The organism is Microbacterium sp. bgisy189 (genome assembly GCF_057707225.1).
The window spans coordinates 1-14,567 of record NZ_JBYIPT010000001.1 but is presented as its reverse complement, the minus strand read 5'-3'; the positions used below and the strand labels follow the sequence as shown (position 1 = coordinate 14,567).

Genomic DNA, 14,567 nt, shown 5'->3' with positions numbered 1-14,567 from the left:
GCGGACGATATATCACCTGGCTTGTGTAGGTTAGCCTAACCTTATGAGCGATCCCAATTCGTTGCGTGCGACCACCTCTTTCCGGCTGGAGCGACAGCCCCTCGACCTGCGGTTCCGCAGCACTCGTCTCGCAGCGCGCCAGTGGATCACGCCGGGGTACGTGCGGATCCGACTCGAGGGGTCCGACCTGATCGGGTTCGACTCCCCCGGCAGCGATGACCACATTCGTGTGTTCTTTCCCGACATCGAGCCCGGCTCGGTCGATGAGCTGCGCGCCGCGCCGAGTCGCGAGTACACGCCGCTCGCGTGGGACGGCGAGGCCGGGTGGCTCGATCTCGAATTCGCGCTGCACGGCGCCGAGGGCGTGGCGGCGCCGTGGGCAGCGACGGCCGAGATCGGCGCGTTCGCCGGCGTCGGCGGTCCACGCGGATCAATGCTCATCACCGGGCGCCCGGACGCGTGGCTGCTCGCCGGCGACGAGACCGCCGTGCCCGCGATGCGTCGCTTCGCGCATCTGATGGACGAGGGCGCAGTCGGCCGCATCATCGTCGAAGTGGTCGACACCGAGCACGAACTCCCGATCGACGCCCCCGCGGGCGTGACGGTCGAGCAGGTGCACCGAGGTGGTGCCGCGTCCGGCACCGCCCTCGCGGCCCGGCTCGACACACTGACCGCCGCCGACCGCCCGAACGGCGACGTGTTCGGCTTCGTGGCGGCGGAGCAGGCGATCGTCAAGACGGGGCGTGCGCTACTGATCGACCGATGGGGGCTCAGCGCCGACCAGATCGTCGTGAAGGGCTACTGGAAGCGCGGCGAGAGCGAGTACCACGCGCCCCACTGAGCCCGCGACACCTCAGGACAGGAGCTCCTCGATGACCGTGAGCACACCGAGGTCTTCGTTGGACGGCGCCCGGAACCGTGCCGCGGCGACGACGTCGGGGTGGGCGTCGGCCATCGCGTACGACCAGTGGGCGGCACGCAGCATCTCGACGTCGTTCAGGTAGTCGCCGAACGCGGCGGTCTGCGCCGTCGTGATGCCGATCGCGCGCTGCAGCGCCCGCAGGGCCACCCCTTTGTCGACGCCTTGGTTCATGACGTCGACCCAGTGCGCACCCGAGACGACGACCTGGTGCGTCTCGCGCAGATCCGCCAACGCCGGGGCGGTGTGCTCCTCGCCGCCGTCGACGTCGTAGATCGCGATCTTGAGGATCTGGTCGTCGACGGCGCGCAGGTCGTCGACACGCTCCAGCGCCGCGTAGTATTTCGCCGCTTCGGCGTGGATCTGCGGATCGGGCGTCTGGATGTACGCCGACCGCTTGCCGCACAGCACGACACCGATGTTCAGCGACTCGCGCCCGAGTTCGTCGAGGCGCGTGAGCAGGTCGGCGACGAATGCGGCATCCATCGCGTCGCTGCCGACTTCCTCGTCGCCGCGGACGACGTAGGCGCCGTTCTCGGCGATGATGTCAAGCTCACCCTCGACGTGTCCGAACATGCCCCGCAGGGTCGCGAGCTGACGGCCACTGGCGGGCGCGAAGGCGATGCCCCGTTCGCGCAGTCGCTCAAGCAACGGCCACAGCCCGTCGGGGATCGTGCCGTCGGGAAGCAGAAGCGTGCCGTCCATGTCGACGGCGATGAGGCGGATGTCGGGTGCTGTCACGCCTCCATCGTGTCAGGCTCAGACCGGGGGTTATCCCCACCCCAGGTCTCCGGATGCCTCGGATGCCGCCGAAGACCGCCGAAAATAGCGTGGAGCCATGACCTCAGAACCCGTATCCCCCAAGCGACGACCCGGGCTGCTCACGCACCTCGGCGCGCTCGCGCAACTGGCGGCGCTCGGCCTGCTCGGCGCGCTCGCCTTCTCCCTCCTCGCAACGCTGCTCAGCGTCGGCATCAGCCTGCTGATCGTCGTCGTCGGCGCAGCGATCCTCGTCGCGTTCCTCTACGTGCTGTTCGCCCTGGCCTGGGTCGAGCACGAGCGGGTCGAGGGCCTCTACGGCTTCGGCATTCCCCGACTGCGACCGCGCAGCAGCGGCCGCCCAGGATTCGGCGGATGGCTGCGCACCCTGTGGCAGCAGTTCATCGACGGCGCGATGTGGCGCGGTGTCGCCAGCGCCGCCGTCGGCACCGTCCTCGGCTTCATCGTGCTGCCGACGATCGCGTGGCTGACGTCGAGCATCGGGCTGCTGTTCGCTCCCCTGCGCGGCACCGAGCCGGTCCGCCTTCCCGGCACCGGACTCATCATCGACAGCGGCTGGGCGCTCGCCGCCGGTGTCGCCGGCATCGTCGTCTCACTCGCCATCCTGCTGGGTGTCGCGCTGCTGCACGCTGTGCTGACCCGCGCGATCCTCGTGCCGTCGCGGGAGGCGATCCTCGCCGAGCAGGCGCGCGCCGCCTCGACGCAACGCGCCGGAGCCGTCCGTGCCAGCGAGGTGGAGCGCACCCGCATCGAACGCGACCTGCACGACGGCGTCCAGCCCCGCTTGGTGTCGGTCGCCATGACGCTCGGCCTCGCACAGCAGAAGATCGATTCCGATCCCGCAGCTGCGAAGGCGCTCGTCGACGAGGCGCACACCTCGACGAAGGCGGCGATCACCGAACTGCGACAGCTCGCCCGCGGCATCCACGCTTCGGTGCTCGATGACCGCGGACTGGATGCCGCCCTCTCGGCCCTCGCGGCACGCTCCCCGATTCCGGTGCAGCTCGACGTGCGCGTCGACGGGCGGTGCAGCGCCACCGCCGAAGCCGCCCTGTATTTCGCGATCGCCGAGTCGCTCACGAACGCGGCCAAGCACTCCCGCGGCTCGCAGGCCCGGGTCACGGTGCGACGCCGCGACGACGGCACCCTGTGGGCCCGCGTCGAAGACAACGGCATCGGCGGCGCCCACGTGCAGCCCGGTGGCGGCCTCGACGGCATCACGAACCGCGTGCTCGCCGCCGGCGGCACCGCCCGACTCGAAAGCCCGACCGGCGGCCCGACCGCCCTGGAGGTGAGCGTCCCGTGCGCATCCTGATCTGCGAAGACTCCGCGCTCCTGCGGGAGGGCCTCGTGCGCGTGCTCGAAGACGCCGGCCACGACGTGGTCGCCGCGCTCCCCGACGCGACACACCTGTCGGACACGGCCACCGAGACCTCGCCCGACCTGTGCATCGTCGACGTGCGACTGCCGCCGACATTCACCGACGAAGGCATCCGCGCCGCACTCGCGCTGCGCACGGCCGACCCCGACCTGCCGGTGCTCGTGCTCAGCCAGTACGTCGAGGAGCGCTACGCCAGCGAGCTCATCACGAGCCACGGCGCCGCCCTCGGGTATCTGCTGAAGGACCGTGTCGCCGATGTGAAGGACTTCCTCGCATCGATCGACCGGATCGCCGCGGGGGCCACGGTGCTCGACCCCGAGGTCGTCGCACAGCTACTCACCCGACGGGCACGCGACGAACGGATGTCGCGCCTGACCGACCGCGAGCGCACCGTGCTCGCCCTGATCGCCGAGGGCAAGAGCAACCAGGCGATCGCACAGACCCTCTTCATCACCGAGGCCAGCGTCGAAAAGCACATCACGTCGCTGTTCCAGAAGCTCGACCTCGAACAGGACGAGCACGGCAACCGCCGCGTCCTGGCGGTGCTCGCCCACCTCGAACACGGCGGCGGCCAGCCGCAGAACGGAGCAGCGCGATGAGCGCCACGATCACACCCCCGACGCCCGAGCAGGTTCCCCCGACCCCGGCGCCGCAGCCCCGCGGCTCCGCAACAGCCATCGCGATCATCGCGATCGTGATCGGCGCGGTCCTCATTCTCGGCACGGTCGTCTTCGGCATCCTCGGCGCCCTGCGCACCGCCGCCACCCAGACGATCGAGCGGTCGGCGAGCGCCGACGATGTCGAGTCCGTGGAGACGTCGACGTCAGCCGGTGAACTCGACGTCGTCTTCGAACGCGTCGACGAAGCCACCCTCACCGTCGAAGGCCCGGGAGCCGACGACTGGCAGCTCGACCGCTCCGGCGACCAGCTGACGGTGTCGGTGGACCGCGGCTGGTTCGGCGGCTGGAGCTGGTTCGGGTCAGAAGGAGATCGCGCCGTATTGACCCTGCCGATGGAACTCACCGGCATCGACGCGACCTTCGACGTGAGCGCCGGCTCGGTGGAGGCCTCGGGCGCGTTCGGCGACGTACGGCTCGAGCTGAGCGCCGGCGAGATCGACCTGTCGGGCGTCGTGGCATCGCTCGATACGCACGTGAGCGCCGGCACCGTCAACCTCGACGTCGACGCACCTCGCACGGTCGTGATCGACGTCAGTGCCGGCACGGTGAAGGGCCAGTTGACGGGAGCGCCCTCGGATAGCCTCGACATCGGCGTGAGTGCGGGCTCGGTGCACCTGGCCCTCCCCGACGGCACCTACCGGGTCACCTCGGACGTGTCGGCCGGCACGTTCGACAACAACCTCGACACGTCTTCGGGCGCCACCTCGACCGTCGACGTGCGCGTCTCGGCCGGCGAGGTCGTGCTGCGACAGGACTGATCCGGCATCCGCGTGCACCCTTCCACCGTTAGCGTGGGAGGGTGCACGCGTTCACCGGCCATCTGCCCGGCAGTCGCGAGTACCGGCGCCTGCTGGCGGGGCTCTTCTTCGCCGGGATCGCAACGTTCGCACAGCTGTACTCGACGCAGGCGGTGCTGCCGTTCATCGCCGAGGAGTTCTCGGCCTCGCCCGCCGATGCCGCACTGTCCGTCTCGGTGACGACGCTCGGGCTCGCGGCATCCGTCATCGGCTGGTCGGTGGTCGCCGACCGGATCGGGCGGGTGCCGGCGATGACGGTCGGCATCGTCGCGGCGACCCTGTGCGGCCTGGTCGCGCCACTTTCGCCCACGCTCGAGCTCCTCCTGCTGGCGCGGGGTCTCGAAGGCGTGGCACTCGGCGCGGTGCCGGCGATCGCGCTGGCCTACCTCGCCGAAGAAGTGGATGCCGGGCACACCGCCGCCGCGGCGGGCAGCTACATCGCGGGCACGTCGATCGGGGGGCTCGCGGGCCGGCTGGTCGCGGGACCGTTCGGCGACATCGGGCAGTGGCGGTGGGGCGTGTTCGCCGTCGCCGCCGTCTGCGTGGTCTCAGCCGTTCTGTTCTTGACGCTGATCCCGGCGGCGCGCGGCTTCGAGCCCGGCATCCGTCGCGGCGGGCCGTCATTGTGGGCGCGGCTGCGGATGAACCTCGGCGACCGGCGTCAGGTGGCGCTCTATGCGCAGGGATTCCTACTGATGGGCGGGTTCGTGGCGGTGTACAACTACCTCGGGTTCCGTTTGCTGGCGCCGCCGTTCGCGCTGCCCCTGTGGGTCGTGTCGTTCCTGTTCCTCGCCTATCTGGCGGGCACCGTGGCTTCGCCGTGGGCGGGCCGTCTCGGCGCACGCTCCGGGCGACTGCCGGTGCTGCTCGCCTCGACGGCGGTCATGGCGGGTGGGCTCACCCTCACCCTCGTCGACACGATCTGGGCGGTCGTGATCGGGCTGCTCGCGATGACGGCCGGCTTCTTCGCGGCCCACGCCATCGCGTCGGGGTGGGCACCGGTCGCGAGCGCCCCCGAAGCACGCGCGCAGGCCGCGTCGCTCTACTATCTGGGCTATTACGGCGGGTCGAGCCTGTTCGGCTGGCTGCTCGGCTTCGCGTTCGCAGGGTTCGCGTGGCCGGGAGTGGCGGGCGGCGTGCTGGTCATGGTGGCGATCGCCGCGGGGCTCGCGGTCGCGTGGCTGCGCGCAGACGGACGGCACGCCGCGCCCGCGGGGCCCGCTCAATAGGGTGGGCGCATGGACCTCATCGAAGCGGTCGGCTGGCTCGGCTCTGCCATCCTCGTCGTCTCACTGCTGCAGACCCGGGTCGCGCGGCTGCGACTGATCAACCTCGTCGGGTGCCTCGTGCTGATCGGCTACAACGCCGTCGTCGGCGTCTGGCCGATGGTCGGCTTGAACGTCGTGCTCGCCGTCATCAACATCGTGTACCTGTTGCGCATGCTGCGGCGCCGGCATGACGAATCCGCGTACACGGTGCTCGAGGTCGACGGCGACGACCGCTACCTGCAGCACGTCCTCGCCGTGCACGCGGGCGACATCGCCCGGTACAACCCAGGCTTCGCAGGCGAACGACTGCCGGCCGATGTCGCCTACCTCGTGCTCGACGGCGACGAGACCGTCGGCGTCGTACTGGCCCGCGACGCCGGCGAGGGCACTGTCGAGATCGTGCTCGACTGGGTGACGCCGCGCCGCCGCGATCTGTCGCCGGGCGAGTTCGTCTTCCGCACCTCCGACGTGTTCTCGCGTCGCGGGTTCACCCGCATCCTCTCTCCCGCCGGCATGAAGGACCCGTATTACGGCCGCATCGGCTTCACACCCGTCGGCGACCGGTGGGAGTTGGCAGTCCCGGCTGCATGAGTGGATTCCTGAACGCTCCCTATGCGTCCGTTATGGGTCCAGCCGAGAGCATGGCGGTCGTTACCGTGCCGTTATACAGTCGAGTCATCGCAGTTCCCCCGACTGCGTAAGACACAGATTCCCCCCTCTGTGTGCGATTCTCTGGTGCAAGGGATGACAGGGCCGGTCGGATGGTTTCCCCGACCGGCCCTACTCTTTGCGTCATACGGGTGAACGGCCCGCATGCACCCGACTAGCGTGTTGCTCGTGACCACGCCGATCGATGCCACGACCACGCCCGCCTGGAACGACCTGACCGCGCTGCGCGACGGGTTCTCTCCCGATCTGCGGGGTTGGTTCGACACCGACCCCGGCCGCGTCGAGCGGCTCACTTTCGACCTCGCCGACCTTCGCGTCGACCTGTCGAAGAACCTCGTCACCGACGAGATCGTCGCAGCGCTCGTGCGCCTCGCCGAACAGACCGGCGTCGCCGAGCGGTACGCCGCGATGCTCGCGGGCGAGCACATCAACACGACCGAAGACCGCGCAGTGCTGCACACGGCGCTTCGCCGCCCCGCCGGCGCGAGCCCCGCGCTCGTCGTCGACGGACAGGACATCGACACCGACGTGCAGCAGGTGCTGGATGCGATGGACGCGTTCGCCGAGCGTGTGCGCGGCGGCGACTGGGTCGGTGTCACCGGCAAGAAGGTCACGCACGTCGTCAACATCGGCATCGGCGGCTCCGACCTCGGCCCGGTCATGATCAGCGAAGCGCTCGAGCCGTTCGCCGACGCCGGCATCCAGGCGCGCTTCGTGTCGAACATCGACCCGTTCGACCTCGCGCACAAGACGAAGGATCTCGACCCCGAGACGACGCTGTTCATCGTCGCATCGAAGACGTTCACGACGCTCGAGACCCTCACCAACGCGCGCCTCGCACGCGACTGGCTGTGGGCTGGCCTGCAGGCCGTCGGCGCGATCGACGACTCCGACGCGCAGAAGACGGATGCCGTGGCGCACCACTTCGCCGCCGTGTCGACCGCGCTCGACAAGGTCGCGGCCTTCGGCATCGACACCGCCAACGCGTTCGGATTCTGGGACTGGGTGGGCGGCCGCTACTCGGTCGACTCCGCCATCGGCCTGTCGCTCGTGATCACCGTCGGTCCCGCCGCGTTCCGCGAACTGCTCGCCGGATTCCACGCGGTCGATGAGCACACGGCATCCACTCCGCTGGCACAGAACGTACCGGTGCTGATGGGTCTGCTCAACGTCTGGTACACGAACTTCCTCGGGTCGCAGTCGCACGCTGTGCTGCCGTACGCGCAGCAGCTCAGCCGGTTCGCCGCCTACCTGCAGCAGCTCACGATGGAATCCAACGGCAAGAGCGTGCGCTGGGACGGGACGCCGGTCACGAGCGACACCGGTGAGATCTTCTGGGGCGAGCCGGGCACCAACGGCCAGCACGCCTTCTACCAGCTCATCCACCAGGGCACCCGGCTGATCCCCGCCGACTTCATCGCGTTCGTGAACCCCGCCTACGCGCTCGCCGACGACGGCCGCGACGTGCACGGCCTGTTCCTGGCGAACTTCCTCGCGCAGACGAAGGCGCTCGCGTTCGGCAAGACCGCCGAAGAGGTCGAGGCCGAGGGCACGACGGGCGCCCTCGTGGCCGCCCGCACCTTCGCGGGCAACCGCCCGACGACCTCGATCTTCGCGGCAGATCTGACCCCGCGCACCCTCGGTGAGCTGGTCGCGCTGTACGAGCACATCACCTTCACGCAGGGCGTCATCTGGGGCATCAACTCGTTCGATCAGTGGGGTGTCGAGCTCGGCAAGCAGCTCGCGCTGCAGATCGCGCCGGCCATCGAAGGCGACCAGGATGCCGTGGCCGCGCAGGACGCCTCGACCCAGGCGCTGCTTGCCTACTATCGCGAAAATCGCCGCTGATCAGGACTGCTGGTCGGAGCCCGGTCATAGCGGGCTCCCACCGGTCGTCCAGGGTTTCCTGCTGAACCGTCCAGACTGACGGTTCAAGGTAGGGGGTCGCGTCTCACCCGAAGGGGCGCGATGCCGACGCGCTTGTGCGCGCCGACGAAAGGACCCCCCGCATGCCCGAAACCTCCGAGCTCACCCCTGCCCGCCGGCGCCGCGACTCGCGGCGCCGCACGCAGCACCCGCTGCGTCGCGTGGGCATCGCGGTCGCGATCGCGACGGCGCTCAGCGGTGCGGCCGCCCCCGCCTACGCCGCCACGGCCGCAGCCATCGTCACGGCGACACCGACCTTCGACCAGGCTGCGTCCGACGCAGAGTCGGCCGTCACGGCCGCCGAGCAGACCCTCGCAGACGCGCAGGCGCTCACCGAGGCGGCTGCCGCATCCGGCCTGCCGCTCGGCGAGGTCGACGCCACGATCGACACGTCCGCACTCAGCAGCGCCCTCGCCGAGGTCGAAGACCTCGATCTCGTGCCGTCGCTGATGCTGCCCGAGCGCACCGAAGACGTGCTGGTTGCCACGGCCGTCGTCGCGTCGGCCGCAGACACCCTCGAAACCGCACTCGCCGAGGCCGAGGCCACCGAGGCCCAGCGCATCGCCGAAGCCCTTGCCGAGCAGAAGGCCGCCGCCGAGGCGGAACGCGAAGCCGCTGCAGCGGCCGCCGTCCTCGCCGAAGGCAACACGGTCGCCGGCGCCAAGGCGACCGCGGCATCCATCGCATCGTCCGACTACGGCTGGGGCAGCGACCAATTCTCGTGCCTCGAGTCGCTGTGGAACAAGGAGTCCGGCTGGGACTACCAGGCCTACAACGCGTCCAGCGGCGCGACCGGCATTCCGCAGGCGCTGCCCGGCAGCAAGATGGCGTCGGCCGGTTCGGACTGGCAGACCAACGCCACCACCCAGATCATCTGGGGCCTCGGCTACATCTCATCGGTGTACGGCACCCCGTGCTCCGCGTGGGGCCACTCGCAGTCGGTGGGGTGGTACTGACCATGAACACCCTCGAAACGCATGAGGCACCGACGCGGTCCTCGCTGAAAGCGCGGAACACGCACCACCCGCTGCGCCGGCTCGCCGCCGGCGCCGCCGTCGGCGTCGTCATCGCCGGCGCGGCAGCCCCTGCGTACGCCGTCGCTGTCGCCAGCGCCGCCACCGAAGCCCCGACCTTCGCCCAGGCCGCGTCCGACGTCGAGTTCGCGCTCGTGCAGGCAGAAGCCGCGATCGACGACGCCGCGGCCGTTGAAGCCGAAGTCAAGGCATCGGAACTCGACCTTGGCGCGGCCGACGTCACGATCGACGTCGACGACCTCGAGGCGGCGATGGACGAGCTCGAACAGCACGAGCTCATTCCGTCGCTGATGCTGCCCGAGATGACCGAGGATCTGCTGGTGGAGGTCTCGCTGACCAACGCCGCCTCCGGTGAACTCGCCGGCGCCCTGGATGCCGCCGAGCAGGCGGAGGCCGAACGCCTCGCGGCCGCAGCGGCCAAGCGCAGGGCAGCCGAAGCCGCCGCGAAGAAGAAGGCGGAGGAAGAAGCGGCCGCCGCGGCAGCCGCCGAAGCCGAGGCTGCGGCCGAAGCAGCCGCCGCCGAAGAAGCCGCCGAGTCGTCCTCGGGCGGCTCGTCGCTGTCGGCCGGTTCCGCCGCATCGTCGGGTGACAACTCGGTCGCCGGCGCGCAGGCGACCGCGCGTTCGATCGCTTCGTCGGAGTACGGCTGGGGCGACGACCAGTTCTCCTGCCTCGTCGACCTGTGGAACCGCGAATCGGGTTGGAACTACCAGGCCTACAACGCGTCGAGCGGCGCCTACGGCATTCCGCAGGCGCTCCCCGGCAGCAAGATGGGCTCGGCGGGAGCCGACTGGGAGACCAGCGCGACGACCCAGATCATCTGGGGCCTCGGCTACATCTCGTCGCGCTACGACACCCCGTGCGGCGCCTGGTCGCACTCCGAGTCGGTCGGCTGGTACTGATCGCGCCCGCTCAGGCGGGGTGGATGCTGTTCCACCGGCCCGGCTCGGCAAACTCCGCGTAGCGGACGTCCGCACCGTCGGGCCCGACCTCGGCGGTGCACACCAGCAGCGACAGGGTCGGGTAGCCGTGCGGACGATTGTCGCGGATGATGGCGCGATCGTCGGTGGGTGTGAGCTCGGCGCTGCGCGCGAGCGTCGCCAGCCACTCCTCGCGCCAGTCGGCCCCGGCATCCACTGCCTGCGAGGCGAACACGCCCTGCCAGTGCACGATGCGCGGGGTCTGGGCGTCGTCGACGTCGTCGTGGGCGATCATGTGGACGCCGGGGGCGAGCGCGATCGTCCGCACCGACGCGCCGTCCCACATCGTCACCTCGACACCATCGGCCGTCACCTGCACGAGGTTGAAGCCGTGGGTGCGGGGCGGGTCGGGAATCGGACGACCGGCCACCGCATCCAGCACGATCCGACCCCGCGATGCCGGCGCGTCGTCGAGCACATCCGCACGGTTCAGCACGACGGCGAGCCGGCTCCGGGCGGGATCGGCCGCCAGCCACGCCCCGCCGGCCCGCGCATCGCGCACCCCCACGACGCCGGGCAGTTCGTCAGGCCACCACGGGCCGAGCCGGTCCCACGATCGGGTCGGGTCCTCGTCGCGCACGGCGAGCAGACGAACCGACGCACCGGGCTGTTCGGGCACGCGCACGATGACGGTGCACATCGGCGGCTCCTGTCTCACGCCTCCCGCATGGGAGGATCGGGGCATGTTCGTTGTCGTGGGTGTCAGCGGCGGCATCGCCGCCTACAAGTCCGTGCAACTGGTGCGGGGCCTCGTCACCGCGGGGCATGAGGTGCATGTCATCCCCACCGAAGACGCGCTCCGCTTCGTCGGCACGACCACCTGGGAGGCGATCAGTCGCCATCCTGTCACGACCAGCGTGCACGACGACGTCGCCGACGTGCGGCACGTCTCACTCGGCACCCGCGCCGACCTGGTGATCGTCGCGCCCGCCACCGCCAACACGCTCGCGCGCATGGCTGCCGGCATCGCCGACGACCTGCTCGGCGTCACCCTGCTGGCGACGACCGCGCCCGTGCTCGTCGCGCCCGCAATGCACACGGCCATGTGGGAGCACCCCGCCACGCGCGAGAACATGGCCGTGCTCCGCGCGCGCGGCGTGCAGGTGATCGGCCCCGAAGACGGCCCCCTCACCGGCGGCGACAGCGGCCCCGGCCGCATGAGCGAACCCGACGACATCCTCGCCGCGGCGCTCGCGATCGTTCCGGATCGCACCGATCTCGCCGGACTCACCGTCGCCGTCTCGACCGGCGGCACCCGCGAGCCGATCGACCCGGTGCGCTTTCTCGGCAACCGCTCCAGCGGCACGCAGGGTGCCGAAGTCGCCGTCGCCGCCGCAGACCGCGGCGCGCACGTGCGCCTCGTCGCGGCGTACGTCGACGAGGGCGTGCTCGCTGCGGCGCTGCGCCACCCGCGCGTGACGGTCGTACGGGTCGCGACGGCGGTCGAATTGCGCACCGCGATGCTCGCGGCATCCGCCGACGCCGACGTCGCCGTCATGGTCGCCGCCGTCGCGGACTATCGTGTCGCGGAGGTCTCTGACCACAAGCTGCGCAAGGAAGACGGCACCCCGACCCTCGACCTGGTCACCAACCCCGACGTGCTGGCCGAACTGGTCGCACAGCGACAGGTCGGGCAGACGATCGTCGGCTTCGCCGCTGAGACGGCCGCCGACGACGCCGAGCTGCGCGAGCGCGGGCGCCGCAAACGTGCGCGCAAGGGCGTCGACCTGCTCGCCGTCAACGCGGTCGGCTGGGATCAGGGGTTCGGCGCGGGCGAGAACGCAGTCATCGTGCTCGACGCCTCCGACGGCGTGCGCGCCGAGGTCGCGGGCGACAAGCGCGCCGTTGCGGATGGCCTGTGGGATGCCGTCGCGAGCGTGCGGGGCTGATCGAGCGTCAGGAGCGCGCAGCCTCGGCCACAAGGGCGGCGAGGGAACGGTCGAGCCCGTCGACGATGAAGCCGAGCCCGATGTCGAACTGCTCGATGACCGAACCCTGAGGCTGGGCGATGTTGCTCGCGACCGCAGCTGCGACGAGCGGATAATCCGCGATCGCCGGCGCCAGGTCTGCAACGAACGCGTCGACGTCGCGCCTCGACTCGCCGACGAGGGGAACGCTGCGGGTCATCGTCGCGAAGCCGAGCACGTACGAATCGATCGCGTACAGCGCGCTCGACGCGAACGCCGTCGGAAAGCCGTGCACCGACAGGTAGCGGAACATCGCCTCCCAATGCCCCAACTGGAGAGGACCGGGGTCGGGCGCCCCGAAGACATCGCGGATCCAGGGGTGCCGTTTGGTGTCGTCGAGCAGGGCCCAGGCGCGTCGCCGCATCCCTTCACGCCACGGTTCGGCATCGTCGGGAACGACCATCGCGCCGTAGGCGCCGTCAGCGAGCAGAAACAGCAGCGCGTGCTTGTTGGCGACGTGGTGGTACAGCGACATCGCCTGCACGTCGAGTTCTGCCGCGACGGTGCGCATGCTGACGGATGCGAGCCCGCCGCGGTCGGCGACCGCAGCGGCAGCCTCGATCACGAGCTGCTGGGTCAGTCCACGATGTGCCATCGCTGCATGCTCCTCGGTCGCATCCCACTGGTGCCGGGTGTTGCACACCATACAGCCGTACATCTACCATGGCCGTACGCCTTACGGGAGTAAGGCGGCTGTCCCCGTTGTGTACACCGCACGGCGAAGCGCCTCGGCGCCAGGCCCGGGAGAACGGCATTCGGGTGGCGGCCGTCGCACCCCCCGCTCCGCGGCCGCCACCCCACACTCGAGGCTTCTCAGCCGCGCGCAGCCTCGGCGGCCGCCGCGGCGCGCTGCAGCCATGCAGGCGTGTCGCCATACCGCTGCGGCGGGATCAACCGCCCGGCGGCACTGTCGGAGATGAGCGTCGCGAGTCGGTCGATCCGCGTCTGCTCGCGCTTGGCGGACTGCACCCAGTGGGTCGCCATGCGGCGGTATGTCGCGGTCGCGGCCTCCCAGAACGCTGCCGCCGCGGGGTCGGCGTCGAGCGCCGCCTGCTGTTCGGCGTCGAAGCCGATGGGGCGCTCATGCGAGTACACGCCGGTCCGATCGGCGCTGCGGCGCTCGTACGCGGCGATGCCGGCCGGCATCATCCGGCCCTCCGCAGTGAGTCGTTCGACGTGTGCGATGTTGACGTCACTCCAGATGCTGGTCGCTTTGCGCGGCGACCAGCGCTGCCGCCGCGAGGTCTCGTCGATGCGTTGACTGACCGAGTCGATCCAGCCGAAGCAGAGCGCCTCGGGCACGGCATCCGCCCAGGTCAGCCCTTGCCGCGGGTCGCCCTTGCGGTACAGGCCCATCCACAGCTCGGTCGCCGACTCGTGGTTCGCCTCGAGCCACGCCCTGAACTCGGTCGCGTCGTCGAAGAACACCGCTGGTCGTTCGGTCGTGCCGTCCTCGTGCATGCCGCGACTCTACGCGGCGGCGCCGACACTCGGCCGCCTCCCCGTGCCGGCGGGCGCCCGTGCCCCCGAGGGGCGGAGCCGACATGCGGCGACGGCGCCACCCTCGCAAGGGTGACGCGTCGCTCGGCCGGGCTCGGCGATGCAGGCCCGCCACAGGTGGGCGTGGTGGTGATGGCCACGCCCACCTGTGGTCGCTCAGGAGCGGGCGAAGAACATCTGGTTGACGGACTTGTTCGCACCCCAGGCGGAGGTGGGGCGGGCGCCCTTGCCGAGCTCCCACGCGATCGTCACCGAGCGACCACGCGTGATGGAACGCAGGCGCGAACCGGTGTGCACGTCACCCACACGCGAGGACGTCTTGGCGTTGATCACGGCCATGACCTGCGCCTTGCTCGCGTCGGCGGGCACCCGCACCGTCACGAACTGCCAGTTGTTCGCGCCCCAGAGGGCGCGGTCATCGCGGTAACGCAGCACGCCGTTCGTCGTCGAGGCGCGCCACGACCCGGGCCTGAGCCGCGGTCTTGGGCATGTACCGGTCCACCTGGAAGGTGCGCTGCACCGCCTTCACTGCGGGGACGCTCGGACGGGTCGTCGGGCGCGTGGTGGGCGTGGTCGTGGGGCGCGTCGTCGGCGCGGGCACCGTAGTCGCGAGCGACGTGGGCCGCGGCGTGATCGCCGGGACCGAGGTCGTCGGCGCCGGGCTCG

At 70.5% G+C, this 14,567-nt stretch carries 15 protein-coding genes; 10 read left to right on the top strand and 5 right to left on the bottom strand.

The genetic code is table 11. The annotated features are described in order from the left end of the window. Positions 1–43 precede the first annotated feature (43 nt). Positions 44–841: a siderophore-interacting protein gene (locus tag AC3ENX_RS00075; RefSeq protein WP_434809793.1), complete on the top strand. Its 798-nt coding sequence runs from the start codon at positions 44–46 to the stop codon at positions 839–841. Positions 842–853: 12 nt separating this feature from the next. Here the strand turns inward: AC3ENX_RS00075 and AC3ENX_RS00070 are convergent, their stop codons facing one another. Further along, positions 854–1,660: a Cof-type HAD-IIB family hydrolase gene (locus AC3ENX_RS00070; protein ID WP_434809792.1), complete on the bottom strand. Its 807-nt coding sequence runs from the start codon at positions 1,658–1,660 to the stop codon at positions 854–856. A 97-nt stretch (positions 1,661–1,757) separates the two neighbouring features. On the opposite strand from AC3ENX_RS00070, the gene AC3ENX_RS00065 reads away from it, so the two are divergent. The 8 genes from AC3ENX_RS00065 to AC3ENX_RS00030 all read left to right on the top strand — a co-directional run bounded on the left by AC3ENX_RS00065 (position 1,758) and on the right by AC3ENX_RS00030 (position 10,356). Continuing rightward, positions 1,758–3,014: a sensor histidine kinase gene (locus AC3ENX_RS00065; RefSeq protein WP_434809791.1), complete on the top strand. Its 1,257-nt coding sequence runs from the start codon at positions 1,758–1,760 to the stop codon at positions 3,012–3,014. Next, positions 3,002–3,679, top strand: a complete 678-nt coding sequence (locus AC3ENX_RS00060) for a response regulator (RefSeq protein ID WP_434809790.1) — start codon at positions 3,002–3,004, stop codon at positions 3,677–3,679. The genes AC3ENX_RS00065 and AC3ENX_RS00060 overlap by 13 nt, the downstream gene beginning before the upstream one ends. Then, complete coding sequence (locus AC3ENX_RS00055) at positions 3,676–4,518, top strand: DUF4097 family beta strand repeat-containing protein (RefSeq protein ID WP_434809789.1); 843 nt, start codon at positions 3,676–3,678, stop codon at positions 4,516–4,518. The genes AC3ENX_RS00060 and AC3ENX_RS00055 overlap by 4 nt, the downstream gene beginning before the upstream one ends. A gap of 41 nt (positions 4,519–4,559) precedes the next feature. Beyond that, positions 4,560–5,786, top strand: a complete 1,227-nt coding sequence (locus tag AC3ENX_RS00050; protein WP_434809788.1) for an MFS transporter — start codon at positions 4,560–4,562, stop codon at positions 5,784–5,786. Between the two features lie 9 nt (positions 5,787–5,795). Beyond that, positions 5,796–6,416, top strand: coding sequence for a hypothetical protein (locus AC3ENX_RS00045; RefSeq protein WP_434809787.1), 621 nt, complete (start codon positions 5,796–5,798; stop codon positions 6,414–6,416). A 222-nt stretch (positions 6,417–6,638) separates the two neighbouring features. After that, entirely contained in the window at positions 6,639–8,342 is a 1,704-nt protein-coding gene (gene pgi, locus AC3ENX_RS00040; protein ID WP_434809786.1) for a glucose-6-phosphate isomerase, read from the top strand. A gap of 161 nt (positions 8,343–8,503) precedes the next feature. Beyond that, positions 8,504–9,376, top strand: a complete 873-nt coding sequence (locus tag AC3ENX_RS00035; RefSeq protein ID WP_434809785.1) for an aggregation-promoting factor C-terminal-like domain-containing protein — start codon at positions 8,504–8,506, stop codon at positions 9,374–9,376. A 2-nt stretch (positions 9,377–9,378) separates the two neighbouring features. After that, positions 9,379–10,356: an aggregation-promoting factor C-terminal-like domain-containing protein gene (locus AC3ENX_RS00030; RefSeq protein WP_434809784.1), complete on the top strand. Its 978-nt coding sequence runs from the start codon at positions 9,379–9,381 to the stop codon at positions 10,354–10,356. 10 nt (positions 10,357–10,366) lie between these two features. On the opposite strand, the gene AC3ENX_RS00025 is transcribed toward AC3ENX_RS00030, so the two are convergent. Continuing rightward, a complete protein-coding gene (locus AC3ENX_RS00025; protein ID WP_434809783.1) occupies positions 10,367–11,074 on the bottom strand; it encodes an NRDE family protein in 708 nt (235 codons plus the stop codon). A 43-nt stretch (positions 11,075–11,117) separates the two neighbouring features. Here AC3ENX_RS00025 and coaBC point away from each other — a divergent pair, with 43 nt between their 5' ends. Further along, positions 11,118–12,323 (top strand): bifunctional phosphopantothenoylcysteine decarboxylase/phosphopantothenate--cysteine ligase CoaBC, encoded by a 1,206-nt coding sequence (coaBC, locus tag AC3ENX_RS00020; protein ID WP_434809782.1) that lies wholly within the window; start codon positions 11,118–11,120, stop codon positions 12,321–12,323. A gap of 7 nt (positions 12,324–12,330) precedes the next feature. Here the strand turns inward: coaBC and AC3ENX_RS00015 are convergent, their stop codons facing one another. From AC3ENX_RS00015 to AC3ENX_RS00005, 3 genes are all read right to left on the bottom strand, one after another. Continuing rightward, on the bottom strand, positions 12,331–12,996 hold the full coding sequence (locus AC3ENX_RS00015) for a TetR/AcrR family transcriptional regulator (RefSeq protein ID WP_434809781.1): 666 nt from the start codon (positions 12,994–12,996) through the stop codon (positions 12,331–12,333). Between the two features lie 218 nt (positions 12,997–13,214). Beyond that, entirely contained in the window at positions 13,215–13,862 is a 648-nt protein-coding gene (locus tag AC3ENX_RS00010) for a YdeI/OmpD-associated family protein (RefSeq protein ID WP_434809780.1), read from the bottom strand. 195 nt (positions 13,863–14,057) lie between these two features. After that, a complete protein-coding gene (locus AC3ENX_RS00005) occupies positions 14,058–14,336 on the bottom strand; it encodes a hypothetical protein (protein WP_434809779.1) in 279 nt (92 codons plus the stop codon). Between the last annotated feature and the right edge of the window lie 231 nt (positions 14,337–14,567).

What these genes read in the sequence shown, in the direction of transcription:
- AC3ENX_RS00075 (WP_434809793.1), top strand. Translation starts at nt 44, where the DNA reads ATGAGCGATCCCAATTCGTTGCGTGCGACCACCTCTTTCCGGCTGGAG.
- AC3ENX_RS00065 (WP_434809791.1), top strand. Translation starts at nt 1,758, where the DNA reads ATGACCTCAGAACCCGTATCCCCCAAGCGACGACCCGGGCTGCTCACG.
- AC3ENX_RS00055 (WP_434809789.1), top strand. Translation starts at nt 3,676, where the DNA reads ATGAGCGCCACGATCACACCCCCGACGCCCGAGCAGGTTCCCCCGACC.
- AC3ENX_RS00045 (WP_434809787.1), top strand. Translation starts at nt 5,796, where the DNA reads ATGGACCTCATCGAAGCGGTCGGCTGGCTCGGCTCTGCCATCCTCGTC.
- pgi (WP_434809786.1), top strand. Translation starts at nt 6,639, where the DNA reads ATGCACCCGACTAGCGTGTTGCTCGTGACCACGCCGATCGATGCCACG.
- AC3ENX_RS00035 (WP_434809785.1), top strand. Translation starts at nt 8,504, where the DNA reads ATGCCCGAAACCTCCGAGCTCACCCCTGCCCGCCGGCGCCGCGACTCG.
- AC3ENX_RS00030 (WP_434809784.1), top strand. Translation starts at nt 9,379, where the DNA reads ATGAACACCCTCGAAACGCATGAGGCACCGACGCGGTCCTCGCTGAAA.
- AC3ENX_RS00025 (WP_434809783.1), bottom strand. Translation starts at nt 11,074, where the DNA reads ATGTGCACCGTCATCGTGCGCGTGCCCGAACAGCCCGGTGCGTCGGTT.
- coaBC (WP_434809782.1), top strand. Translation starts at nt 11,118, where the DNA reads ATGTTCGTTGTCGTGGGTGTCAGCGGCGGCATCGCCGCCTACAAGTCC.
- AC3ENX_RS00015 (WP_434809781.1), bottom strand. Translation starts at nt 12,996, where the DNA reads ATGGCACATCGTGGACTGACCCAGCAGCTCGTGATCGAGGCTGCCGCT.
- AC3ENX_RS00010 (WP_434809780.1), bottom strand. Translation starts at nt 13,862, where the DNA reads ATGCACGAGGACGGCACGACCGAACGACCAGCGGTGTTCTTCGACGAC.